Below are 24,370 nucleotides of genomic sequence, written 5' to 3'. Positions count from 1 at the left end.
TTCGAAGGGGCGGGCCGCCGGCCTTCCAAGTCGTAACCTTTCTGCCGTCCGGCGCGCCACGTCATCCCATGATTCCCTCCCGCGTCGGGCGGCGACCCGACCGAACGACGCTCGCCGTCGTCGCGCTCGCCGCCGCGGCGCTCGTCGTCCGCCTCGTCGGACTCGGCGACCGGCCGCTCCACTGGGACGAGGCCCGCGTCGGCTACTGGAGCCTCCGGTCGCTCGAAACCGGCTTCTTCTCGTACCGCCCCGTCGCCGGCGGCCCGCTCGTCTATCACCTCTCGCGGCCGTCGATCGCCCTCTTCGGCGCGACCGACTTCGCGCTCCGCCTCCCCTTCGCGCTGTTCGGCGCGGCCCTCCCGCTCGCGGCGCTCCTCTTCCGCGGCCGCCTCGCCGCCGACGAGACCGTCGGGTTCGCGGCCGTCCTCGCGGCGAACCCGATTCTCGTCTACTACGGCCGGTTCGCCCGCGGCGACGTGCTCGCGGTCGGCTTCGCGCTCGTCGCCTTCGGCTTCGCGGTCCGTCTCGTCGACGGCGCGGGGCGGCGCAACGCCTACGGACTCGCCGCGGCCGTCGCGCTCGCCGTCGCCTCGTCGGGGCTCGGCGTCGTCGCCCTCGGCTGTCTCGCCGTCGCCGGCCTCTTGGTGTTCGACCACGCGGCGCTTCTCCCGTCGGCGCGACCGGCCGCGATGCGCCTCGGCGAGTACGCCGCCCGACTCCGCGGCGCGGCGACCCCCGCGGCCCGCGCGCTCCTCGTTTTCGTCGGACTCTACGTCTTCGCGTTCGCCCCGCGGGCGGGCGACACCGACGGCGCGGGGCTCTACACGCCGGGGACGATTCTCGGCGCAATCGACGCGGCGCTGTTCGGCTCGGTCCGTCGCTTCGTCGGCGTCCGCGTCGTCGACCGCTACCCGGAGGGAACCCACGAGTATCTCCCGTACTTCGGCGACCTCCTCGGCGCGCTCGCGCTCGCGGCGCTCCCGGTCGTCCTCCTCGGCGCGGCGGTCTTCCTCGTCGACCGCTACACGGCCGGCGGGCCGCGTTCTGAGGTGTCGGCGGCGGTCTACTGGGCCGGCGCGTCGCTGGCGTTCGTCCCCATGCTGACCGAGGTGTCCGCGCCGTGGCTCGGCGTCTACGTCGTCGCCCCGCTCGCGCTCCCGGCGGGTATCGGCCTCGCGGCGCTCGTCCGCTGGGGTCGCAGCGCGTTCGACTCGCGGGACGTGCCCCGCGTCGCGGCCGCGGTCATCGTCCTGCTCGCGCTCGTCGCCCAGACCGGCGCGGTGGCGACGACCGAGGTGTACGGCCCGAGCGACCGCGACACCGAACTCGCGCACTTCGCACAGCCGTCCAGCGAGTTCTCGTCGTTCCGCGACAACCTTTCGGCGTGGGTCGGGCCGACCGACGACGAGGGGCCTGAGGTGCTCTACTACGGCAGTTCGATGTACGTCGCCGACGGCGCGGCCGACTATCCGCCGGTCCCCGACTCGTGGGGCGAACAGCTCCCGATGGCGTGGTACGTCGAGCGAATCGGCGCCGACTCGACGTCGGCGGCGACGCCCGAGGCGCTCGAATCTCGGTCGTCGGTTCCGCCGGTAGTCATCGCGCCCGCCGACGAGCGCGGGACGGTCGCGCCGCTCCTCGACGGCTACGTCGCACACCAGTACGACACCGGCCTCTGGGGCCGGCCGGTCGTGGTGTTCGTGAAAAACTAAAACTGCGTGTCGTCGACGTCGTCAGTCGGTGACGGTGAGCCGGGTCGCGGGTCGGGTCGGCGGGCCGACGCTCAGCGGAAGCCCATCGCTTCGATCTGTTCTTGGTAGCGGTTCCGGATGGTGACTTCCGTCACCTGCGCCACGTCCGCGACCTCGCGCTGGGTCTTCTTCTCGTTGCAGAGAAGCGAGGCGGCGTAGATTGCGGCGGCGGCGAAGCCGGTCGGCGACTTCCCGGAGAGAAGCCCCTGCTCGGCGGACACGTCGATGATTTCGGTCGCCTTGGCCTGGACCTCCTCGGAGAGGTCGAGCGCGGAGGCGAACCGCGGGACGAACTGCTTGGGGTCGACGGGCTTGAGTTCGAGGCCGAGTTCCTGGGAGATGTAGCGGTACGTGCGACCGATTTCCTTCTGCGGGACGCGCGACACTTCCGCGACTTCGTCGAGCGAGCGCGGGATGCCTTCCTGACGGCAGGCGGCGTAGAGCGCCGAGGTGGCGACGCCCTCGATGGAGCGCCCCCGAATCAGGTCCTCGTTGAGCGCGCGGCGATAGATGACCGAGGCGACCTCGCGGACCGACCGCGGGACGCCGAGCGCCGAGGCCATGCGGTCGATTTCGCTGAGCGCGAACTGGAGGTTGCGCTCGCCGGCGTCTTTCGTGCGGATGCGCTCTTGCCACTTGCGCAGGCGGTGCATCTGCGACCGCTTCTCGGACGAAAGCGAGCGACCGTAGGCGTCTTTGTCCTTCCAGTCGATGGTCGTCGTCAGCCCCCGGTCGTGCATCGTCTCCGTGATAGGCGCACCGACGCGCGACTTCGACTGCCGCTCGGAGTGGTTGAACGCCCGCCACTCCGGGCCGCGGTCGATCTGTCGCTCGTCGAGGACGAGTCCGCAGTCGTCACACACCAGCTCCCCCTGGTCTGCGTCCGTGACGATCTGGTCAGAGCCACACTCCGGACAGTTGACTTGCTCGTCCTCTTGTGCCGTTGCCTCCTCCTCTCGTTGACGCTGCCGGCTCGGACGTTCCATTAAAAGGTTTCTGGTGGAGCGTGAATTTAAACCTTTGTAACAGAAATATGATACAGGCCGCTGTCTGGCGATTCGACGAGCTCGGATTCGGGCGGCTCGGACGCAGCTACTTATACAGTTCCCTGACTAACGGTGAATCGAATGGTCAGACGTGCTACCGCGACACTCGTCGTCGTCGTTCTCGCGGTCCTCGCGGGCTGTCTCGGCGGGGGCGGCGCGGGGGCGGCGACGACGGTCGAATCGACCGCGACAGAGACGGCATCGCCGACGGCGCAGTCGGGGTCGCCGACGACCGCGGCCGCCGAAGGCGACGTGACAGTCGAGGTGGTCGAGGTGGTCGACGGCGACACCATCAAGGTCGTCATGCCGGACGGCGCGCGCGAGACGGTTCGGCTCCTCGGCGTCGACACGCCGGAGGTCCACGCCGAGAACACGCCCGACGAGTTCGAGGGCGTCCCCGAGACCGAGGCCGGCCGGACCTGCCTCCGCACGGCGGGCGAGGACGCGAGCGCCTACGCGAAGTCCCGGCTCGCCGACCGGACGGTCGAGCTCCGATACGACGAGAAGGCGGGCGAGCGCGGCTACTACGGCCGGCTCCTCGCGTACGTCGTCGTCGACGGCGCGGAGTTCAACTACGACCTCATCACCGAGGGCCACGCCCGACTCTACGAGAGTTCGTTCGAGGAGCGCGAGCGCTACGAGCGCGCCGAGCGCGACGCCAGAGAGCGCGGGGTCGGCCTCTGGTCCTGCGCGACCGAGGGCGCGGCCGCGGGCGGCGCGGACGCGACCACCGACGACGGCCTCTCCGTCTCGGTCGTCGCCGACGCGCCCGGCAACGACAACGACAACCTGAACGAGGAGTACGTCACGCTCCGGAACGACGGCGACGACCCCGTCGACCTCTCGGGGTGGACCGTCTCCGACGCGGCGGGCGCGACCTACACGTTCGCCGAGGGGACCGAACTCGACCCCGGCGCGTCGCTGACGCTCCACACGGGCTCGGGAACCGACACCGATGAAGACGTCTACTGGGGTCGCGGCGGCGCGGTGTGGAACAACGGCGGCGACACGGTCACGATTCGGGACGCCGCCGGAACCGAAGTGCTCGCGTACGCGTACGAGTAGAGTCGCCGGCTCCGGGCGGAACCACCCCGCGGGGTCAGGGGGAATGGGGGCGGAGCGTGTGCCCCCACAAGCAGTACGGTACCAACGGACATTACTCTCTAGGCTGTCATGTCTGCGTGGCGAACCGCCCTGCCATCGGCGGATTCCACGCGCAGGAATTACTACTGGGCATTTACAAAGATATATACATAACCAAAGGAAATGTGTGTGCAACATGAGCACGCTCGAATCCTCGTCCGTCGAAGCCGGACTCGTCGCCGGCCGTCCCGCCGACCTGACTCCCGTCGTTCTCGACGCCGCGGGGCTGGAGTCGACCGCCCCGTCGCACCTCCGCGACCTGAAGGCCGGACTCGCCGAGGAGGGCTACCTCCCCGCCGAACTCACCGTCGAAGCCCGCTTCTGCGAGGACGACCCCCTCGCGGTGCAGTCGGAGTCCGACCGCCTCCGCGAGTACGTCCGCGCCGCCGCGTTCCTCGGCGTCGGGCGCGTCGCCGTCGACGTCGCGGAGTGCTGTCGCCCCGACGACGCCGAGTCCGCGCTCGCGGCGCTCGGCGAGCGCGCCCGGCGCGAGGGTGTCGCTTTTGAGCTTCGAGGTTCCATCGACGGCTGATGGCAACCAAGGCCGCGCTGGAGGCGCAGTTGGCGGTGGTCGCCGGCTTCGAGAACCCGAAGGTCTCGCTCGAACAGTACCCGACGCCGCCGGACCTCGCCGCGCACCTCGTCCACCTCGCGGACCTCCGCGGCGACATCGAGGGCGCGACGGTCCTCGATTTGGGCTCCGGAACCGGCATGCTCGGACTCGGTGCGGCGCTCCGCTCGCCCGCCCGCGTCGTCGGCGTCGAACTCGACGACGCGGCGCTCGAAACCGCGACGGACAACGCCCGCCGGGTCGGCGCGAGCGCCCCCATCGACTGGATTCGCGCCGACGCGACCCGCCTGCCGCTCTGTCTCCCCGACGACCGGCAGGTCACGGTGCTCATGAACCCGCCGTTCGGCGCGCAGCGAGGTAACGAACACGCCGACCGCGCCTTCCTCGAATCGGTCGCGTCGGTCGCCGACGTGTCCTACTCGGTCCACAACGAGGGGAGCAAGGAGTTCGTCGAGTCGTTCGTCGCCGACGCGGGCGGCGACCTCACGGACGCGTTCCGGGCGACGTTCGACCTCGACCGCCAGTTCGACTTCCACGACGAGGACCGCCGACAGCTCGACGCCGAAGTGTTCAGAATCGAGTGGTGAGGCGGCCGTGACCGCGCCGTCGTCGGCGCGCGCGTCGACCCCCGACCCAGACTAATTGTACGTCTCTTTTCGCGCGACTCGGACTTTCGTCCCCCGCGACTCGGCGAAGACGAACGACTTCTCGCGGACGAACCGGATGCCGTCGAGCGTCGTGCTCGCGTTCTCGGTCGGCATCGGTCCTCTGACGGTCCCGCTGTCCGACGACACCTGTATGTCGTAGCCCGTCGCCGTCGGCACGACCGAGATGTTCCGCCGGGCGACGACCGGTTCGGCCCGGACCGGCCCGGTCTCGTAGGCCAGTCGTGCCTCGCCGTCGGCGACGAGGAACACCCGGTAGGCGGTTCCCGCGCCCGAGACGACGTAGCCGTCGCGGACCGCCGTCACCTGGTCGCGCCAGCCGAGGCCGCCGAGCCTGACCGCCGACTCGCCGTCGAACGCCAGCCGACTCGTGGAGACGGCCGTCGTCCAGATACCGCGCCGCTCGCTTCTGACGATGACCCCGGAGGTGTTGGTCGTCGTCGACTCGCCGAACAGTTCGATGTCGAAGACGGCGGTCAGCCCGTTCGGCACGTCCTCGGCGTAGGTCACGTCGTAGTCCCTGACCGAGACGCTCTCGCCCGGCAGGTCGTCGCCGCTCGCGGTGAACGTGTTGTACAGCATCGCCGGCCCCGACAGGGCCGCGACGACGACGAGGAGAACGGCGAGGCCGGCCTGCCAGCGGCGGGCCGAAAACACCGAGTTGTCGGGTGCGTACTCGCGGAGCGGCTTGTCGGAGGCCGCGACGGTCAGCGCGACGATGGTCGCGAGCGCGACGACGAGCGCGAAGCCGACGGCGCGAAACAGCACGTAGGTCTCGCCGCCGCGGTACCAGTACACCGCCCACAGCGACTCGCTCACGGAAAACAGGAGGACGCCGGCGAAGCTCCGGAGGGCGGGCGGGTTCGACCCCTCGCGGCGGTGGCTGAGCCACACGCCGAGGAGGACGCCGAACAGGAAGCCGATGGCGTGGCCCTGAATGGCGATTTGGGACCACCACGGCGTCGAGAAGATGGGGCGGGCCGACGAGACGACTTCGGGCGACAGCATCGCGTTGTAAAACAGGCTGACGACGCGCCCGGAGACGAACGCCAAGATGGTCGCCAGCGGCCGGAAGACGAGCGCGAAGCCGGCGAACGCGAACACGACGCCGGAGAAGCCGACGACCGGGCCGAGCGCGAAGACGGAGGTCAGAAGCCCCACGCCGACGACGGCCGCGGGGAAGACGACGAGCGACCGGACGTAGGGGTTCTCGCGGGCCGACCCGAACGAGGTGGACCCGCGGCGCGTCGGGTAGTGTCCCCACGCGTACTCCGCGACCGGCGCGAGCGTGAGCGTGCCGACGAGGTTGCCGACGAGGTGGCCGGCGCTGGAGTGAGCGAACGCGGCGGTCAGCATCCCGGTCGGGTAGAAGTACGACCACGCCCGGAACGGGATGACGACGGGCCGGTACCACGACGACCAGCCGTCCTGCACGACGAGATAGACGAGGAGGACGCCGCCGACGCTGACGAGCGTTCCGAGCGGGAGGCCGAACAGGAAGCGCCGCCGGAGGGCCGCCGAGAGCCGAGTCGGTCTGTCGACGACGGCGAGCGCGACGGCGGCCGCGAGGAGCGCGAGGAGCGCGGCGAGTCGCTGGAACGGTATCCAGCCCGGTATCTCTAGCATTAGCTACCTGTGTCGTACGAATGGGTGATAAAGAAACCCGCGGAGAACTGCTTGAGAAGTGCTAGCGAGCGACACGAATCCGACGGCGGGTGACGGCTCAGCGTCGGGCAGTCGGTCGCGGGGCGCGCTGCGGCGGACGGCCGCTCAGATTTTCCCTTCGGCGTCGTCGGCCAGTTCCTCCATGCGCTTGCCGACGCGGCCCGCGCTGGAGAACTCGTCGTCGCTCATCGCGGTCGCGAGGGCGTTCCCCAGCACGAACACGGCGTGTTTGTGCTCGCTTTTCGATTTGTGGACGTGGGAGGGCTCGACGGCGAGCTCGTCGTAGGGGTCGAACAGGCTCGAATCGACGTGGTCGCGGGCCGAGAAGTGGTCCTTGATGATAACCATCTGTTCGTGCAGCTCCAGCAGTTCGTCCTTGTGCATGAGCGTTGGTTAGGCGCGAGGGCGGTTTAAGCGTTATTGGGGGATACTGTCACTCGGCTCAGAAGACGTACTCGTCTTCGTGGCCCATCATTCCGTCGTCTTCGTACGCGCGGTCCTCGTCGGACATCGGACCGCTGGTCTTGTACGCGCGGATACCGGTCGACAGCAGGTCCTCGATGGCCTCGTCGCGGTTGACGAACTCGCCCTGTTCGACGAGTTGGACGATCTGCATCTCCAGGTGTTCCGGCACGGTAATCTCTACTTTGGGCATCTGAACGTCCGTCGCTTTGGAAGGGCCGTATATAACTCTACCGGGGGAATACTCGGGTTTTCCGAAGGTCGTTCCGGCGAACGCGAATCTCCGCTTACGTTCGGTTAGTGCGGCTGCCGCCCCGGTCGCCGACGGGTGTCCGGAGTCGTTAGTGATAGGTGCGTCGGGCCGAAGATTCGACCATGGCCAACGACGTGACCCACCTCTACGAGGAGTTCGGCGACGACCGACTCCCGCCGGGCCAACGCGAGACCCAGCGGTTTCCCGTGCTCTCCAAGAGCGGCACGCCCTCGTGGGACCCGGAGACGTGGTCGTTCGAGGCGTGGGGCGCGGTCGAGACCGAACTGGACCGCTCGTTCGACGAGTTCCGCGACCTCCCCTCCGAGACGCAGGTACAGGACTTCCACTGCGTCACCGGCTGGAGCAAGTTCGACTGCGAGTTCGAGGGCGTCACGTTCCCGACGCTCGCTGACGCGGTCGGCGTCGACGACGACGCGGTCCACGTGATGTTCCACGCCATGGACGGCTACACCACGAACCTGCCTCTCGACCAGTGCATGCGCGACGAGGTCATGTTCGTCTGGGGCTACGACGGCGAGGACCTGCCCGCCGACCACGGCGGACCCCTCCGGGTCGTCACCCCGCACAAGTACGCCTACAAGGGTGCGAAGTGGGTCTCGGGCGTCGAGTTCCTCACCGAACCCGAACGCGGCTACTGGGAGAAACGCGGCTACTCGAACACGGCGAATCCGTGGAACGAAGAGCGGTACAGCTGAGCTGATTTTCCAGCGTTTTCGGCGGTCGCTTCGCGTCCGAGCCACCAGCGTTGTCGTTCGGTGGACGGATGTGCGCGTCCCGCTGTCTCCCCGGGGCGGCGCGCGGGACAGAAGGGAGAGTTTCAAGCGTCCCCGGTCCTGACCCACGGTCGATGGAACCGTTGCGGACAGACGAGGTGGGGGACCATCTCGTCAGCAGGTCGGTTCGACTGTCTGCGCCGCCCGTCTCGGCGTCGCTCGCGACGATGCGCCGCCCGCGGGCGCTGTGGACCGCCCCCGACGAGCCGACAGTCGTCAGTGGCGGCGTCGCCGTGGCCGTCGAGGCCGACGGCCCTGAGCGACTCGCGCGCATTCGCGAGTCGGCCACGGCGCTGTTCGACGGCGCTGACGTTGACGCCCCCGACGTCGCACGCCCGCGATTCTTCGGCGGCCTCGCCTTCCACGAGGAGGCGACCGGCCGCGACCCGTGGGCCGACTTCCCGGCCGCGCGCTTCGTCGTCCCCGAGGTGCAAGTCGCCTTCGACGGCGACGACGCGTGGCTCACGGTCACCGCCGTCGGCGCGGACGCCGACCCGGAGGTCGTCGGCGACCGACTCGATGAGGTCCGCGAGACGCTCGAATCGCTCGACGACACTCCCCCCGAGGGACCGCCGGGCGTCTCGAACCGCCACCGGACGACCTCGGTCGAGGCGTGGCACGAGAGCGTCGACGCCGCGGTCTCTCGCATCCGCGCCGGCGACCTTCAGAAGGTCGTCCTCGCGCAGGCGCTCGAAGTCGAACTCGACCGCCCCGCCGCCGCGCCCGACCTGCTCGCCCGCCTCGGTCGGACGTACCCCGACTGCCACCGCTTCCTCGTCGAACCGAACGGCGGGGCGAGCTTCCTCGGCGCGACGCCCGAGCGACTCGTCTCGCTCCGCGGCCGCGAGGTCGAGACCGGCGCGCTCGCCGGGACGACCGGCCGCGGCGACACCGACGACGAAGACGAGTGGCTGGCGAACGAACTGCTCGGAAGCGAGAAGGACAACCACGAACACGAACTCGTCGCGGAGACGATTCGGGAACAGCTCGCCCCGCTTTCGGCCGAGATTCGCGTCGGCGACCGCGGGATTCGGAAGCTGGCGACCGTCCAGCACCTCTGGACGCCCATCGACGCGACGCTCGAACGCGACGAACACGTCCTTTCTCTCGTGGACGCGCTCCACCCGACGCCCGCGGTCGGCGGCCTCCCGCCGGAGGCCGCCCTCGACGTGATTCGAGACACCGAACCGTTCGACCGCGGCTGGTACGCCGCGCCGGTCGGCTGGTTCGACGCCGACGGCGACGGCAGTTTCGCGGTCGCCCTCCGCTCGGCCATCGTCGAGGAGACGCTGGCGACGCTCTTTGCGGGCGTCGGCCTCGTCGCCGACTCCGACCCCGACGCGGAGTGGGACGAGGTGCAACTGAAGTACCGACCCATCCTCGACGAACTCGAACGCGACGACTGAGTTCGAGGCTGGCGACCGACGCCGACGACCGACTCCGACTCGATTCACCCCGATTTGACGACCCAGACGAGATGACAGCACCGAACCGAAACGCCCTCTGGGCACGGACCTTCGCCGACGAACTGGCACGCACCGGCATCGACGCGGTGTGCATCGCACCCGGCAGTCGCTCGACGCCCCTCACGGAGGCGTTCGACCGCCACGACGACATCGAGACGTTCTCGCACCTCGACGAGCGCTCGGCGGCCTACTTCGCGCTCGGCCGCGCCCGGCGCACGGGCGAGGTGACGCCCATCGTCTGCACCTCGGGCACCGCCGCGGCCAACTTCCACCCCGCCGTCATCGAGGCGTCGCAGGCCCGCGTGCCGATGCTCGTCCTCACGGCCGACCGACCGCCGGAACTCCGCGACAGCGGGGCCAATCAGACTATCGACCAGGAGAAGCTCTACGGCGACGCCGTCCGCTGGTACAAGGACATGCCCGAACCGGAGGCCACCGACAGGAAACTCCGGAGCCTCCGAACCACCGCCGGCCGCGCGGTCTCCGAGGCAACCGGCGTCGACGCCGGTCCCGTCCACCTCAACTTCCCCTTCAGAAAGCCGCTCGAACCGACGTACGTCGACGGCGACGTGCCTGCCGACCTCGACCCCGAGGCGCTCGACGGCCGGAGCGGGAGCCGACCCTACGTCAAGACGACCGCGGGCGCGCCGGAACTCTCCGAGGACCACCTCCGAAAGCTCGCCGACGACCTCGCGGTCGACCGCGGACTCATCGTCGCCGGTCCCGCCGACCCGCCCGGATTCAACGCCGAGGCCGTCGCCGCGTTCGCCCACGCGACCGGCTTCCCCGTCGTCGCCGACCCGCTTTCGGGACTCCGCTTCGGCGGCCACACCCGGACGACGACCGTCCTCGGCGGCTACGACGCCTACCTCGACGAGCGCGTCACCGCCGACTGGCCCGACCCCGAAGTCGTCGTCCGCATCGGCGCGTCGCCGACCTCGAAGGCGCTCCGGAAGTACCTCGCGCGCACCGACGCCCGGCAGTACCTCGTCGACCCGACGGGCCGCTGGCGCGAGGCCGAGTTCGGGGCGACCGACCTCGTTGAGGCCGAGCCCTCGGTACTCGCGTGGCGGCTCTCGCAACTCATCCGCAACCGCCCGGACGAGTCGTGGAACGCGCTGTGGACCGACGCGGAAGACGCCTACTGGAGCCTCGTCGACGACGAGAGCGACGCCTTCGAGGGCCGGCTCGCGGCCGACGTGGCCGACCTCGCGCCCGAGCCCGCGACGCTGTTCGTCTCGAACTCCATGCCCGTCCGCGACCTCGACCGCTTCGCGCGACCCTCGACGAAGTCCCGCACGGTCCTCGGGAACCGCGGCGCGTCCGGCATCGACGGTATCGTCTCCTCGGCGCTCGGGGCCGGCTCCGCGGCGACCGACCACCTGACGCTCCTGACCGGCGACCTCGCGTACTACCACGACATGAACGGCCTGCTCGCGCTCGGCCGCCTCGGGGTGGACGCGACCATCGTCCTCGTCAACAACGACGGCGGCGGCATCTTCCACATGCTCCCCATCGAGGGGTACGAGCCGCCCTTCACGGACCAGTTCAAGACGCCCCACGGTCTCGACTTCGCGGCCACGGAGGACCTCTACGACCTCTCGTTCGCGTCGGTCGACCCGGACGACTTCCGCGACGCCTACGCCGAGTCGGTCGCCACCGACGGCACCGACGTCATCGAGGTCCGGACCGACGCCGAGTCCTCGCACCGCGTGCGCGAGCGCATCGCCGAGCGCGCGGTCGAGCGACTGTCCGATTGACCGACTGACCGAACCAGTCGACCGACTGACTTTTCTCCCGCGCTCCGAATCGTGGCGACATGCCCTCCGAACTCTTCCGCCAGTACCGCGGCAGCGTCTACGCCGTCGCCGGGTTCCTCGGCGTTCTCGTGTGCGCGGTCGTCGCCGCGTACGAACCCCTCGCCGGGGTCTTCGCCGGCGGGACCGTCGTCTTCGGCGTGGTGCTTCTCTCGGACCTCGCCGAGCGCGGCTATCCCCCGGCGCTCGGCCGCTACTGGACGCTCGCGCTCGTCGCGGTCGTGGTCGCCTTTCCCGTCCTCTGGTTCGTCGTCCAGCGGCCCCTGACGGGCCTCGGCCTCGCGCCGCTCGTCGCCGTGGTCGCGTGGGGGCTCGCGCGGTTCAAAGCCGGCGGCTACCCCGAGTCGATGGGCCGCCGCCGGTCGCTCGCGACCGCGTTCGTCGGGACGGGGCTCGTCGCCTACGGCTCCGTGGCCGGAACGACCGCCTTTCTCGTCGGCATCGCGGCCGCGGTACTCGTCGGACTGGCGTCGTGGCTGACGAGTCCGCGCGGCCCGCTTCGAGACTGACTGACCCACTCACTCCGCGTCGGGAGCCTCGGCCGAGACAGCTGACTTCGCCCACGGCCCGACGAGCCGCCCGGCCGCCCAGTAACAGCCGGCGTCGAGGACGACCGACAGGCCGCCGATGACTCCGCCGACGACGCTCGCGGCGGCGACGCCGATGAGCGCGATGAACGCCAGCGAGAGGAGCGGGGCTCCGTTCAGAACCGCGCCGACGAGGACCACTCCGAGGAGGAACGCCGCCCCGATGAGCGCGCCCGCCGCGAACCCGCGGAGGACGAGTCGCCAGAGTCCGCGGAGACCGTTCCGCAGGTCGGCCAGTCCGCCGTCAGCCAGCGCCCACCGGGTCGCGGCCGCGGTGAGGAGCCACAGGTAGGCGAAGACGGCGACGCCGGGGAGCGTCCCGAAGTTGGCGAGTTCGCCTTCGAGCGCGCCGCTCGCGTGCGCCGCGACGAGTCCGACGAGGCTCAGGGCGACGAGGTTGAACGACGAGACGACCCACGCCTCGAAGCGGCCGGCAGCGACCTCAGCCATGGGCCAACACCTCCGCGAGCGCGACGAGGACGAGGAGCGCGGCGGCGGTCGCGCCGTAGCTCTTCGCGAGGAGCGAGCGCCCGGCACCCGCCGGATGGTCTCGTCGGACTCTGAGCGCGACGAGCGTCCGGACGAACGACCCGAGGACGAACGCGGTCACCGCGAGGAGCTTCACCGTCAGTATCGTTCCCCAGCGGCCGGACGGGCCGGGCGGACCGAGCGCGCCGAGGTTGCCGACGCCGGTGACGACCATCGCGCCCATCGCCGCCCAGAAGACCCACTCGTAGGTGGTCGCGAGAGGCGACGGGTCGCCGACGGCCCCGGCCGAGCTATCTACTCTCTTGCTCCCGGAGCCGGGCGCTCTGAGCGTCGCCCACGCGAACACTGCGCCACCGAAGACGAGCGCCATCCCGACGATGTGAACGAATCTGACGAGGAGGCTGGTCGCGGCCGACATACGCGAGAGTAGTTCGTCGGCTGACAAATAGTTCCGGGCCGAGCGGGGAACGCGCCGCCACTCGGCCCCGACCATCGCCGCAAGCGAATCTTTTTGCGCCGCCCGCGCCGCCACTCGGTATGGTCTCGGAGATTTTCGACCCCGACCGCTGGGAGCCCGTCCCGGGGTCCGACGAGTTCGACGACATCACCTACCACCGCGCCGTCGACGTGCCGGCGGTCCGCATCGCGTTCGACCGCCCCGAGGTCCGGAACGCCTTCCGACCCGGAACCGTGGACGAACTCTACGCCGCGCTCGACGACGCCAGAAAGCGCGCGAACGTCGGGTGCGTCCTCCTGACCGGTAACGGTCCCTCCGAGAAGGACGGCGGCTGGGCGTTCTGTTCCGGCGGCGACCAGTCGGTCCGTGGCGGCTCTGGCTACGAGTACCGCGACGACGACGAGGCCGACGCCTCCGACGACCCGCTCGTCCGCGAGGCGAAGGCCGGTCGCCTGCACATCCTCGAAGTCCAGCGGCTCATCCGCTTCATGCCCAAACCCGTCGTCGCCGTCGTGCCGGGCTGGGCCGTCGGCGGCGGCCACTCCCTGCACGTCGTCTGCGACATGACGCTCGCGTCCGAGGAGCACGCGAAGTTCCTCCAGACAGACCCCGACGTGGCCTCCTTCGACGGCGGCTTCGGCTCCGCGTACCTCGCCAAGCAGGTCGGCCAGAAGAAGGCCCGCGAGGTGTTCTTCATGGGCAAGACCTACTCCGCCGAGGAGGCCGTCGACATGGGCATGGCGAACGAGGCGGTTCCCCACGAGGAGCTAGAGGACGTGGCGCTGGAGTGGGCCGACGAGATGACGAAGAAGTCGCCGACGGCCATGCGCATGCTCAAGTACGCCTTCAACATGACCGACGACGGCATGGTCGGCCAGCAGGTGTTCGCCGGCGAGGCGACCCGGCTCGCTTACATGACCGAAGAGGCCCAAGAGGGCCGCGACGCCTTCCTCGAAAAGCGCGAACCGCGCTTCCGCGACTACCCGTGGCACTACTGAGGGTCTGACGGAACCGACGCTATCGGGCCACAGCCCCGCCACCGGGCCGGAACTCGTTGGGTTGTCAAGGTTTAGGCCGGCCGAAAAATAGGAACGCTCTTATACATTTAGGTTAGCCTAAATCCCATGGAAGAGAAATCCACCGGGCGGGAGGGACTCACGCGACGCAACTACATTCGGTACGGCGGCACGGCTCTCGGGGCCGGGATGCTCGCCGGCTGTACGTCGGACTCGTCGGGGAGCGACGAGACGACCACGGCGGCCGAGACGACGACCGAGGAAGCGACTGAAACGGAGACCGCGACCCAGACGACCGAGGCGGACTCCTCGTACTCGGTGACGATGGAGCCGATGGGCGAGGTCGCGTTCGACTCGGTCCCCGAGTCGTGGGCCGCCTACGACGGCGGCTACGCGGACATGGCCGTCGCGCTCGGCGTCGGCGACGGGCTGACCGGCGTCGGCGGCGCGGGTCGGTACTACACCTACGTCTACGACGAACTCCCCGGCGTGAGCGTCGACCGCGAGCAAATCGAGGCGTACCCCGAGGTCCGGACGAAAGAGGAGTTCTACGAACTCGACAGCGACGTCCACCTCTACGACCCCAACATGCTCGTCAACTGGTTCGACTGGGACCAAGCCGACGTGGACGAAATCGCGGAGAACGTCGCCCCGTTCGTCGGCAACCTCGTCTTCCGCCGGTCGGACGGCTGGCACGACTACCGCTACTACACGCTCTACGAGGCGTTCGAGAAGGTCGCGCAGGTGTTCCAGCGCGAGGACCGCTACGAGGCGTTCGAGGCGCTCCACGACGAGTTCATCGCGGAGATACAGGCGGAACTGCCGCCGGCGGACGAGCGCCCGAACGTCTTTCTCACCTTCGAGGGGACGACCGAGCCCGAGACGTTCTCGCCGTACCGCCTCAACGACAAGGGGACGAGCAAAAAGCAGTGGAACGACCTCGGCGTCACCGACGCGCTCTCGGGGACCGACATCGAGAACCTCAGCACGACCAACCGCGGCGAACTCGACTACGAGAACCTCCTCGAAATCGACCCCGACGTGATTCTGGTCCGCGGCCACGAGCGCAAGACGCCCGAGGAGTTCCGCGACACCGTCCTCGCGTACATGGAGGACCACCCCGTCGGCGGCGAACTGGCGGCCGTCCAGAACGGTCGGGTCTACCGCGGCGGCTACCTGTTCCAGGGGCCGATTCACAACCTGTTCCTGACCGAGCGCGCCGCGAAGCAGATGTACCCCGACGTGTTCGGCGACGTGACGGACGACGCCGAACTGTTCGACCGCCAGCGCGTCGCGGACATCGTCAACGGGGAGTTCTGAGATGGCGGACGCCGAGCGCTCGGAGGGGACGGCGACGGCGACAGCGACCGACCCCGAAGCGGCGGCGTTCGACTACGACGTGGCCATCGTCGGCGGCGGGCCGACGGGCTGCTCGGCGGGCGTCTTCACCGGCCGGTACGGCCTCGACACCGTCGTCTTCGACCGCGGCCGGTCGTCGCTCCAGCGCTGTGCCTATCTGGAGAACTACCTCGGCTTCCCCGGCGGCGTCGACGTCGAGACGTTCTACGAACTCATCCACGACCACGTCGAGGCGGCCGGCTGCGACCTCGTTCCGGAGCTCGTCGAGGCGGTCGAACCCGCCGGCGGCGACGGGAGCGAGACCGCGGACGCCGCCGGGCCGGGCTTCGAGGTCACGACGCAGGACGGCGAGACCGTCACGGCGAGGCGGGTCGTCGCGGCCGCCCGCTACGGCGGCGACTTCCTCGAACCGCTCGGCGACGACGAGATGTTCGTCACCTACGAGTACGACGGCGAGACGCGGACGAAGTTCGACCGCGACTACGCCGACGTCGAGGGCCGGACAGCCATCGACGGGCTGTACGTCGCCGCGCCGGTGAGCGAGGTCAACGTGCAGGCCATCATGTCGGCCGGACAGGGCGCGCGCGTCGGCCGGTCGGTCATCACCGACCACCGCCTCGAACAGGGGTATCCCGAGGAACTCGCGGCCCACTGGGACTGGATACGTCCCGAGGCGGAACTCGCCGACGAGGAGACCGCCCGCGACGACTGGCGCGAGCGGTTCGACAGCCGAGTCCCCGACGACTGCGACCTCGCCGACGAGAAACTCCGCGAACTCCGCGAGGCCGACGTGGAGCGCCAACGCGAGATGTACGTCTCCGAGGGGACGGTCGAATCCCGGGCCGAGCGCGGTCGCGAGCGACTCGCCGACCACCTCGGCGTCGACGCCGATTCCGGTCCCGCCGCCGATTCCGCTTCCGACTCCGAATAGCGAGTCATCGACGACCCCGGTCGGCGACGGCGATGACCACGTCGTCGCCGACACCGGGGGCGCGACCGGCTCGTCAGGACCGGCGCGCACGCCGGGGGGCCGTCGTCTCCCACCCACCGCCCCGGCGTCGCGCGCTTTCGGATAGGAACTTACTCACTGCTTCGGCCCTCGTATGCAGACAATGAGCACGCAGGACATCTCTCGCAGGCGGGCGTGGGTGATGGCGTCGCGGCCGCAGACGCTCCCGGCGGCCGCCGCGCCGGTCGTCGTCGGCACCGCGGTCGCCGTCCACGCCGACCTGTTCGCCCCGCTCCCCGCGCTCGCGGCGCTCGTGGGCGCGCTTCTCATCCAAGTCGGGACCAACTTCGCCAACGACTACTACGACGCGGTGCAGGGCGCGGACACCGAGGCCCGCGAGGGCTTCACCCGCGTCACCGCCGGCGGGCTCATCCCGCCGGCCGAGGTCAAGCGGGCGATGTACCTCACCTTCGCCGCCGCCATCCTCCTCGGCACCTACCTCGTCTACGTCGGCGGCGTGCCCATCCTCGTCATCGGCCTGCTCTCTGTCGCCTCGGGCATCGCCTACACCGGCGGCCCGTACCCCCTCGGCTACCACGGCCTCGGCGACCTGTTCGTCTTCGTCTTCTTCGGCCTCGTCGCCGTCGTCGGAACGTTCTACGTGCAGGCCGCGAGCGTCCTCGCCGCCCCGCTCACGGTCGGAATCCCGGAGGGAACCGTCACGCTCGTCGCCGTCGTCGCCAGCCTCCCAATCGCGGCCATCTCCACGAACATCCTCGTCGTGAACAACGTCCGCGACAAGGAGGAAGACGCGACCACGGGCAAGCGGACCCTCGCGGTCCGGTTCGGCTACGGTTTCGCCCGCGCCGAGTACGTCGCCATGCTCGCGCTCGCCTACGTCGTCCCCGCCTACCTGTGGACCCGCGCGGGCTTCGACTGGTTCGTCCTCCTGCCCATGTTCTCGATGCCCGTCGCGGCCCGCATCGCGCGGACGGTCGTCACCGAGACGAAAGGCGAGAAGCTCAACCCCGCGCTCGAAGACACGGGCAAACTCCTCGCGCTCTACGCCGTCCTCTTCTCGGTCGGCCTCGTCCTCGCGTGACGATGCGCCTCCGCGAGTTCGCCGTCGACCTCGAAACGCCGCTTTCGACCGCCAAGGGCGACATCGAGCGCCGCGAGGGATTCCTCGTCGCGGTCGATGCCGCGGGCGAGACGGGCGTCGGCGAGGCGACGCCGCTTCCGGGCTGGACCGAGTCGCTCGGCGACTGCCGCGACGCGCTCGCCGACCTCGCCGAAGGCGACGCCGCGGCCGACGCCGACCCCGTATCCGCACTCGAAGACGGGTCGCTCGCGGACGCGCCCGCCGCGAGACACGCCGTCTCGCTCGCCGTCGCCGACGCCCGCGCTCGCGCCGCCGACCGACCGCTCGCCGCGTCCCTAGCCACCGACTCGCACACCTCGCTTCCGGTGAACGCGACTCTCGGCGACGACGGTCCCGAGGCGACCGTCGAGGCCGCCGAGACCGCCGTCGAATCGGGGTACGGCTGCCTCAAACTGAAGGTCGGCGCGCGCGACCCGACCGACGATGTGGCGCGCCTCCGTGCCGTCCGCGAGGCGGTCGGTCCCGACGTGTCGCTCCGGGCCGACGCGAACGCCGCGTGGGACCGCTGGACCGCGGACCGCTTTCTCGACTCGGTCGAGGAACTGGGCCTCGACCTCGACTACCTCGAACAGCCGCTTCCCGCCGACGAACTCGACGGCCACGCCGTCCTCCGGCGGCTCCACGACACGCCCATCGCGCTCGACGAGTCGCTGGCGGCGGTCCCGCCGCAGCGGGCGCTCGCCTCGAACGCGGCGGACGTGCTCGTCTGCAAGCCGATGGCGCTCGGCGGCCCGGACCGCGTCCGCGACCTCGCGGCTCGCGCCCGCGACGCCGGCGTCGACGTCGTCGTCACGACCACCATCGACGCCGTCGTCGCCCGACTCGGCGCGCTCCACGTCGCGGCGTCGCTTCCCGGCGAACGAGCCCACGGGCTGGCGACCGCCTCGCTCCTCGACGCCGACCTCGCGGCCGACCCGGCTCCCGTGCGCGAGGGCCGGATGCGCGTCCCCGAGGGTCCGGGCCTCGGTATCGACGTGTCCGGGCTGTTCTCCTGAACCGGTCGGCAACGATTCAACTCTCCACGGTCCAAACGTTTTTCACGGTTCTGCACGTCGAACCGGGGGATGACCGAGGTCGAACTCGACTCCGACGCGGTACGGCTCGCGCTCGACGACGGCGTGGCGACGGTGACGCTGGACGCCCCGGCGGTTCGGAACGCGCTGACGGTCGAAGTCACCGCCGGCGTGCGCGAGGCGCTGGGCTCGCTCCCCGACGAGGCGCGCTGTGTCGTCCTCCGCGGCAGCGACGAGGCGGGCGCGTTCTGCGCCGGCGGCGACGTGAACGCCATGCTGGAGCTACAGGCCGACGCGATGACGCTCCCCGAGGCGGTCGACCACGTCGTCCGCGACACCGCCGACTGCGTGCGCCGCGTCTACGAGTGCGACCTGCCGACGGTCGCGGCCATCGACGGCCCGGCCGTGGGCGCGGGCGGCGCGCTCGCCATCGCCTGCGACCTCCAACTCCTCCGCGAAGACGCCTCCGTCGGCTTCGGCTTCCGCCGGGTCGGCCTCGCGGTCGACTCCGGGCTGTCGTACCTCCTTCCCAGACTCGTCGGGCGCAACGTCGCCATGGAACTCGTCTACACGGGCGAGAAACTCGGCCCCGAGCGGGCGCTGGAACTCGGCGTCGTGAACCGCGTCGCCGACGAGGACGAGTTCGAGGCGGAACTCGACGCCCTCACGGAGCGGATCGCCGGCGGCCCGACGAAGGCGCTCACCGCCTCCAAGCGCCTGCTGCGCCGCCCCGACGACTCCATCGAGGCGGCCATCGAACACGAGGCGTCGGCGCAGGCGGTCATGTTCGGGACCGACGACCACGCCGAGGGCGTGGAGTCGTTCATGAGCCGGCGGGAACCGGAGTTCGAAGGCAAGTAGCCGACTCGGCGGGGGACCGCCACGGGCCGCCCTCGCCCTCGCCTTCGGCGCATTTCGCTGTCGGTGCATACTTGTCGCCGCCCGGCGACGGCGGGAGTATGGTCACCGTCACCGTCTGGAACGAGTACCGACACGAGAAGGAAAACGACGAGGTCGCAGAAATCTACCCCGACGGCATCCACGCGACGATAGCCGAGGGGCTCCGCGAGGCGGGTTACGACGTGCAGACCGCCACGCTGGACGAGCCCGAACACGGCCTCACCGAGTCGGTCCTCGACGACACCGACGTGCTGGCGTGGTGGGGGCACAAGGCCCACGACGAGGTGGACGACGCAATCGTCGACCGCGTGGTCGACCGCGTCCGCGACGGGATGGGCCTGCTCGTCCTCCACTCGGGCCACTACTCCAAGCCGTTCAAGCGCCTGATGGGGACGACCTGCTCGCTGAAGTGGCGCGAGTCGGGCGAGAAAGAGCGCGTCTGGGTCGTCGAGCCCGGCCACCCCATCGCCGACGGACTTCCCGAGTCGTTCGAGGTCCCCCGCGCCGAGATGTACGGCGAGCGGTTCGACATCCCCGCGCCGGACGAACTCGTCTTCACGTCGTGGTTCGAGGGCGGCGAGGTGTTCCGCTCCGGCTGTTGTTACACCCGCGGCAAGGGCCGCGTCTTCTACTTCCGGCCGGGTCACGAGACCTACCCCATCTACGAGCAGGAGGAGATCCGGACCGTCCTCGACAACGCCGTCGACTGGGCGGCCCCCGGCGACGGTCCCGACCCGTACTTCGGTAACGCGGAGCCCATCGAAGACCTCGACTGAGCCGTCGGTCGCTGAGCGCGGGGCGAAGTAATCGGTTTTTCTCGGCCGTGAGAGCGTCACGCGTCCCTGAAGAGGCGTTATTTCCGAGTGACACCTACTGGCACGCACGACCGCGCCGCCCACGCGGCCGGCGGGTCGTGGTGATATCATGAAGGGAATCGATGGGAAAGTCGCGCTCGTCACGGGCGCGGCGTCGGGTATCGGTCGGGCGACCGCGCTCCGGTTCGCCGAGGAGGGCGCGATGGTCGCGCTCTCGGACGTGCAGGTGGACGCCGGCGAGCAGGTCGTCCGAGAGATAGAAAGCGAGGGCGGCGACGCCGCATTCTTCGAGGCCGATAGCTCGAAGGAAAGCGACGTGGCGAGCCTCGTCGACAGGGCGGTAAGCGAGTTCGGCGGCCTCGACTTCGCGCACAACAACGCGGGCATCGAGGGGACGCCGGGCCCCATCGCCGAGATGTCCATCGAGGACTTCCAGCGGGTCATCGACATCAACCTGACCGGCGTGTTCCTCGGCCTGAAGTACGAGATTCCCCGCCTCGTCGAGAACGGCGGGGGCGCCATCGTCAACACGTCTTCCGTGGCGGGACTGACCGGCGGCGCGAACCTCGCGCACTACTACGCCGCCAAACACGGCGTCATCGGGTTGACCCGCTCGGCGGCGCTCGAAGTGGCGGCCGAGAACGTCCGCGTCAACGCGGTCTGTCCGGGCGTCATCGAGACGCCGATGATAGAGCGATTCACCGCCGGCAACGACGAGGCGAGGGCCGGACTGCTCGAAGACGAGCCAATCGGCCGCCTCGGCAAACCCGAGGAGGTTGCCAGCGCCGTCGTCTACCTCTGTTCCGACGACGCCTCGTTCGTCACCGGCCACCCGATGGTCGTCGACGGCGGCTACGTCGTCCCGTAGCCGACCCGCGCAGAGTCCCGTTTTTTCACCGCCCGATTTTCACCGCCCGAGTTCGCCCGCCCGGACGGGACCGTCCGGAGCGCCGACTATCATAAGTGGGTGCGGTCCGGAGAACGCCCATGGCACAACCGACGAGCGGACAGCGGCGACTCATGTTCGCCCTGTTCGCGTTCGCGGCGCTCGTCTTCCTCCTCGGCATCGTCGTCATCGGCTACCTCGCCGGCGCGTTCTGAAACTCCCGAGGGCACCCGCGACCGTCCCCGCGGCTCGGGACGGCGAACAGCGGCCGGCTCAGCGGGTCGCGTCTTCGGGGTGGTAGGTCTTCCCGCGAGAGCCGTCGGCGGTCATCCGGCGGAGCGTCGCGGCGGCGTTGCTCGCGTCGTAGCCGAACAGCACGTCCTTCGCGTACTCGTCCGCGACCTCGATGGCGTGGATGAGGTCGTCCACGTCCACGTTCACGGCGTACAGTTCGAGCGAGAAGTCGACGTCGTAGGGCTCCAAAAGCGAGACGAAGCCGCGGGCGATGGTTTCGAGCCAGTAGGTCGTCCCGTAGTTGGTGTCGTAGAGCGGGACGACGAACTCGTCGACGTGCGCCGAGAGCGCCTCGATGTCGAGGCCGGCGCGGCGGTAGAGGTGGCCCGGATAGGGGTCGGGATAGAGCGTGAGATACAGGCGACCGGGGACGCGCTCGGCCGCGTCGGCGACGAAGTCGGTGATGACCTCGGCGCGCCACTCGAACCAGGCGTCCTCGTCGTCGGCGTCGCGGCCGCGGTCGAGGGCCCACGCCTCGAACTGCGAGGTACACCGGTCACACCGGCAGTACTCGTCGCGCGGGAAGCCGACGTCGTCGAGGCGAACGTCGCCGTTGGCCGCGGCGGCGTCCTCGACGATTTCGAGCAGGCCGGCGCGGTACTTCTCGTTCGTCGGGCAGATGTACGCCCAGTCGAAGTACGTTCGGTCCCGCGTCGCCGGGTTCCCCTCGCCGTCGACGGGGACCAACTCGGGGCTCTCGTTGGCGGCGGCGTTGTCGCCGAAACACGATATCATGTTGACGGCGTTCGACAGCGGTTCGGCCGCCCGGCCGGTGACGTCCTTGACCTCGTAGAAGCCGCGGTCGAACTCCGGCCAGTCGACTTCCTCCTCGTTGCGCGTGACGACCCCGTACATGGCTCCGCCTTCGCGCGGGCGGCGGGTAAGTCGTTCGCTCTCGGGCGTGCACCTCCTCTTCGGGCGTCGTCACTGACCGGCCGCGAGTGAGGCGAACCCGGCCGAACGCGGCCGAGCACGCGAAAACGTGGTTACTCTTCGATTTCGACTTCGACGGTGTCTCCGCTCCCGGAGAACACGGTGTAGAGGACCGCCACGAGCGCCAGTACCAGAACCAGTTTGGCCTTCTTGGACATGCCGAGAACTTCGACCGCACCGCACTAAGTGATTACGACACCGGGGCAACTGCGGCGAGCGATTTAAAAACTGGATGCACGTTCCGAACTGGCGTTAATTAAATGACAGAACGCGCAGAAACGTTATCTTATCTGAGAGCATTCCGTCACTCGTTCAGTTTCCTCTGCTCCGCCCGATGCAACTCGATACTCCGCTCCGCGTCCTCTCCGCCGACGGCGACCGCGCGATTACCCGCGCCGTCCAGCGGACGGTCTCGAACGCCGTCGTCGAGTCGGCCGAGACGCTCGCCGCCGCTCGCCGCGCCCTCGACGGCGACGACGCGTACGACTGTCTCGTTCTCGGTTCGGCGTTTCCCGACGGTGACGGCGTCTCCCTGCTCCGCGAGATTCGCGCGGCCGGTGACGACCTCCCGGTCGTCTTTCTCGCGCCCGGTGACGCCGACCACTCAGTGACCGAACTGGTCGACTTGGATATCGACGCGTACCTCGCCCGCGAGGAAGTCCTCGCGCGGGCGACGGCGACGGCCGACGACGCCGGTGGTGCCGACGGCACCGAAGACCCGCTCGGCTCGCGGGTCCAGCGACTCGCCCGCGAGCGCCACAGGACGCGGGACGCCCGCGAGACGGCCGAATCGGTCGAGGAGGCAGTCGACACGGAATGGTTCATCGAAGACGCGCTCGACGCCCTCGACGACGTGTTCTACGTCTACGACCGCGAGGGGAAACTCGTCTCGTGGAACGAGCGACTCTCGGAACTCACCGGCCTGTCGGACGCCGAACTCACCGGCATGTCGGCCGACGCGTTCTTCCACGAGGCCGACCGTCCGGCGGTCGAGCGCGCCGTCGAGGAGGTGATGCGGACGGGGACGACCGTCGTCGAAGCGCGGCTCCCGACCGACGACGAGACGCTGTTGTTCCAACTCACCGGCCGCCGGCTCACGGGGCCTGACGGGGAGGTCGTCGGCTTCTGCGGCGTCGGCCGCGACATCACGACCCGCCGGCAGCACGAAGAGCAGCTCGCACAGCAAAACGAGCGACTCGGGGAGTTCGCCCGGGTCCTCTCGCACGACCTCCGAAACCCGCTTTCCATCTCGATGGGCTTTCTCGACCTCGAACGGGAGGCCAACGACTCCGAACATCTCGAACGGGTCGCGACCTCGCTGACCCGCATCAGCGACATCGTCAACGACGTGCTGGCCGCGGCCCGAAGCGGAAGGGCGGTCATCGATTTCGCGCCCGTCTCGCTCGAAGCGGTCGCTCGCCGGGCGTGGAACACGGTCGAGACGGGCGACGCGACGCTCGTCGTCGAGTCCGGCGCGACGGCTCACGCCGACCCCGGTCGGCTCCAGCGGCTGTTCGAGAACCTGTTTCGGAACTCGGTGGAACACGGTTCCACGGGCGGTCGCACCCCGGCGCTGGCCGTCCGCGTCACCGCGTCGCCGGCCGACGAGACGTTCGCGGTCGAAGACGACGGCTTCGGCATCGACGCCGCCGTCGCCGCGCGGGTGTTCGAACGCGGTTTCACCACCTCGGCCGAGGGGACGGGCTTCGGCCTCGACATCGTCCGGTCGCTCGCGGAGGCCCACGGCTGGACCGTCTCCGTCGGGTCGGCGGCGACCGGCGGCGCGCGCTTCGAGTTCGACGGCGTCGAGTTCGCCGACGAGGACCACCGCTGTCAGGCGAGCGCCGCGGGAAAAAGGGCGTCGAACGACTCCTAAA

At 69.7% G+C, this 24,370-nt stretch carries 24 protein-coding genes; 17 read left to right on the top strand and 7 right to left on the bottom strand.

What is annotated here, in order from left to right; all coding sequences use genetic code 11:
• Window positions 1-68 precede the first annotated feature (68 nt).
• Window positions 69-1,712: a flippase activity-associated protein Agl23 gene (locus tag ABY42_RS07195; RefSeq protein WP_050459060.1), complete on the top strand. Its 1,644-nt coding sequence runs from the start codon at window positions 69-71 to the stop codon at window positions 1,710-1,712.
• Between the two features lie 71 nt (window positions 1,713-1,783).
• Here ABY42_RS07195 and ABY42_RS07190 read toward each other — a convergent pair whose 3' ends face one another.
• Window positions 1,784-2,737 carry a transcription initiation factor IIB gene (locus tag ABY42_RS07190; protein ID WP_004043457.1) on the bottom strand — a complete coding sequence of 318 codons (954 nt, stop codon included), beginning with the start codon at window positions 2,735-2,737 and terminating at the stop codon, window positions 1,784-1,786.
• A gap of 141 nt (window positions 2,738-2,878) precedes the next feature.
• Here ABY42_RS07190 and ABY42_RS07185 point away from each other — a divergent pair, with 141 nt between their 5' ends.
• The 3 genes from ABY42_RS07185 to ABY42_RS07175 all read left to right on the top strand — a co-directional run bounded on the left by ABY42_RS07185 (window position 2,879) and on the right by ABY42_RS07175 (window position 5,098).
• On the top strand, window positions 2,879-3,862 hold the full coding sequence (locus ABY42_RS07185) for a lamin tail domain-containing protein (protein ID WP_050459059.1): 984 nt from the start codon (window positions 2,879-2,881) through the stop codon (window positions 3,860-3,862).
• 214 nt (window positions 3,863-4,076) lie between these two features.
• Window positions 4,077-4,472: a hypothetical protein gene (locus ABY42_RS07180; RefSeq protein ID WP_004977028.1), complete on the top strand. Its 396-nt coding sequence runs from the start codon at window positions 4,077-4,079 to the stop codon at window positions 4,470-4,472.
• On the top strand, window positions 4,472-5,098 hold the full coding sequence (locus tag ABY42_RS07175) for an METTL5 family protein (protein WP_004977029.1): 627 nt from the start codon (window positions 4,472-4,474) through the stop codon (window positions 5,096-5,098). The genes ABY42_RS07180 and ABY42_RS07175 overlap by 1 nt, the downstream gene beginning before the upstream one ends.
• A 51-nt stretch (window positions 5,099-5,149) precedes the next feature.
• Here ABY42_RS07175 and ABY42_RS07170 read toward each other — a convergent pair whose 3' ends face one another.
• The 3 genes from ABY42_RS07170 to ABY42_RS07160 form a co-directional block, all read right to left on the bottom strand.
• A complete protein-coding gene (locus ABY42_RS07170; protein ID WP_004977031.1) occupies window positions 5,150-6,802 on the bottom strand; it encodes a rhomboid family intramembrane serine protease in 1,653 nt (550 codons plus the stop codon).
• A gap of 144 nt (window positions 6,803-6,946) precedes the next feature.
• Window positions 6,947-7,225, bottom strand: a complete 279-nt coding sequence (locus ABY42_RS07165) for a UPF0058 family protein (RefSeq protein WP_004977032.1) — start codon at window positions 7,223-7,225, stop codon at window positions 6,947-6,949.
• Between the two features lie 58 nt (window positions 7,226-7,283).
• Window positions 7,284-7,496 carry a ribbon-helix-helix domain-containing protein gene (locus tag ABY42_RS07160; RefSeq protein ID WP_004043463.1) on the bottom strand — a complete coding sequence of 71 codons (213 nt, stop codon included), beginning with the start codon at window positions 7,494-7,496 and terminating at the stop codon, window positions 7,284-7,286.
• A 182-nt stretch (window positions 7,497-7,678) separates the two neighbouring features.
• Here ABY42_RS07160 and ABY42_RS07155 point away from each other — a divergent pair, with 182 nt between their 5' ends.
• The 4 genes from ABY42_RS07155 (at window position 7,679) to ABY42_RS07140 (ending at window position 12,142) form a co-directional block, all read left to right on the top strand.
• On the top strand, window positions 7,679-8,272 hold the full coding sequence (locus ABY42_RS07155; protein ID WP_004977033.1) for a sulfite oxidase-like oxidoreductase: 594 nt from the start codon (window positions 7,679-7,681) through the stop codon (window positions 8,270-8,272).
• 152 nt (window positions 8,273-8,424) lie between these two features.
• A complete protein-coding gene (locus ABY42_RS07150; protein ID WP_050459058.1) occupies window positions 8,425-9,756 on the top strand; it encodes an isochorismate synthase in 1,332 nt (443 codons plus the stop codon).
• A gap of 71 nt (window positions 9,757-9,827) precedes the next feature.
• Window positions 9,828-11,576, top strand: coding sequence for a 2-succinyl-5-enolpyruvyl-6-hydroxy-3-cyclohexene-1-carboxylic-acid synthase (gene menD, locus ABY42_RS07145; protein WP_050459057.1), 1,749 nt, complete (start codon window positions 9,828-9,830; stop codon window positions 11,574-11,576).
• 59 nt (window positions 11,577-11,635) lie between these two features.
• Window positions 11,636-12,142: a hypothetical protein gene (locus ABY42_RS07140; protein WP_050459056.1), complete on the top strand. Its 507-nt coding sequence runs from the start codon at window positions 11,636-11,638 to the stop codon at window positions 12,140-12,142.
• Between the two features lie 9 nt (window positions 12,143-12,151).
• Here the strand turns inward: ABY42_RS07140 and ABY42_RS07135 are convergent, their stop codons facing one another.
• Together ABY42_RS07135 and ABY42_RS07130 are read right to left on the bottom strand one after the other, a co-directional pair.
• Window positions 12,152-12,670: a magnesium transporter gene (locus ABY42_RS07135; RefSeq protein WP_050459055.1), complete on the bottom strand. Its 519-nt coding sequence runs from the start codon at window positions 12,668-12,670 to the stop codon at window positions 12,152-12,154.
• Complete coding sequence (locus ABY42_RS07130) at window positions 12,663-13,127, bottom strand: hypothetical protein (protein WP_050459054.1); 465 nt, start codon at window positions 13,125-13,127, stop codon at window positions 12,663-12,665. Before ABY42_RS07130 ends, ABY42_RS07135 begins: the two co-directional genes overlap by 8 nt.
• A gap of 119 nt (window positions 13,128-13,246) precedes the next feature.
• Here ABY42_RS07130 and ABY42_RS07125 point away from each other — a divergent pair, with 119 nt between their 5' ends.
• The 8 genes from ABY42_RS07125 (at window position 13,247) to ABY42_RS07090 (ending at window position 21,248) form a co-directional block, all read left to right on the top strand.
• Entirely contained in the window at window positions 13,247-14,164 is a 918-nt protein-coding gene (locus ABY42_RS07125) for a 1,4-dihydroxy-2-naphthoyl-CoA synthase (RefSeq protein WP_050459053.1), read from the top strand.
• A gap of 126 nt (window positions 14,165-14,290) precedes the next feature.
• Window positions 14,291-15,502, top strand: coding sequence for an ABC transporter substrate-binding protein (locus tag ABY42_RS07120; protein WP_050459052.1), 1,212 nt, complete (start codon window positions 14,291-14,293; stop codon window positions 15,500-15,502).
• 1 nt (window position 15,503) lies between these two features.
• Window positions 15,504-16,472 carry an NAD(P)/FAD-dependent oxidoreductase gene (locus tag ABY42_RS07115; RefSeq protein ID WP_050459051.1) on the top strand — a complete coding sequence of 323 codons (969 nt, stop codon included), beginning with the start codon at window positions 15,504-15,506 and terminating at the stop codon, window positions 16,470-16,472.
• Between the two features lie 181 nt (window positions 16,473-16,653).
• Window positions 16,654-17,592 carry a 1,4-dihydroxy-2-naphthoate polyprenyltransferase gene (locus ABY42_RS07110; protein ID WP_049905205.1) on the top strand — a complete coding sequence of 313 codons (939 nt, stop codon included), beginning with the start codon at window positions 16,654-16,656 and terminating at the stop codon, window positions 17,590-17,592.
• Window positions 17,593-17,594: 2 nt separating this feature from the next.
• Window positions 17,595-18,647, top strand: a complete 1,053-nt coding sequence (menC, locus tag ABY42_RS07105; protein ID WP_197092918.1) for an o-succinylbenzoate synthase — start codon at window positions 17,595-17,597, stop codon at window positions 18,645-18,647.
• Window positions 18,648-18,716: 69 nt separating this feature from the next.
• Window positions 18,717-19,526 (top strand): enoyl-CoA hydratase/isomerase family protein, encoded by an 810-nt coding sequence (locus ABY42_RS07100; protein ID WP_004977043.1) that lies wholly within the window; start codon window positions 18,717-18,719, stop codon window positions 19,524-19,526.
• 98 nt (window positions 19,527-19,624) lie between these two features.
• Window positions 19,625-20,341, top strand: coding sequence for a ThuA domain-containing protein (locus tag ABY42_RS07095; RefSeq protein ID WP_050459049.1), 717 nt, complete (start codon window positions 19,625-19,627; stop codon window positions 20,339-20,341).
• A 148-nt stretch (window positions 20,342-20,489) separates the two neighbouring features.
• A complete protein-coding gene (locus tag ABY42_RS07090) occupies window positions 20,490-21,248 on the top strand; it encodes a glucose 1-dehydrogenase (protein ID WP_050459048.1) in 759 nt (252 codons plus the stop codon).
• A gap of 291 nt (window positions 21,249-21,539) precedes the next feature.
• Here the strand turns inward: ABY42_RS07090 and ABY42_RS07085 are convergent, their stop codons facing one another.
• Window positions 21,540-22,415: a hypothetical protein gene (locus tag ABY42_RS07085; protein ID WP_050459047.1), complete on the bottom strand. Its 876-nt coding sequence runs from the start codon at window positions 22,413-22,415 to the stop codon at window positions 21,540-21,542.
• 412 nt (window positions 22,416-22,827) lie between these two features.
• Here ABY42_RS07085 and ABY42_RS07080 point away from each other — a divergent pair, with 412 nt between their 5' ends.
• Window positions 22,828-24,369 (top strand): ATP-binding response regulator, encoded by a 1,542-nt coding sequence (locus tag ABY42_RS07080; RefSeq protein WP_050459046.1) that lies wholly within the window; start codon window positions 22,828-22,830, stop codon window positions 24,367-24,369.
• The last annotated feature ends 1 nt before the right edge of the window (window position 24,370 follow it).

The sequence above is a fragment of the Haloferax gibbonsii genome (assembly GCF_001190965.1).
Lineage (GTDB): Archaea > Halobacteriota > Halobacteria > Halobacteriales > Haloferacaceae > Haloferax > Haloferax gibbonsii.
Note: the sequence above shows the minus strand (reverse complement) of the source record. Positions and strands in the feature narration are given on the sequence as shown.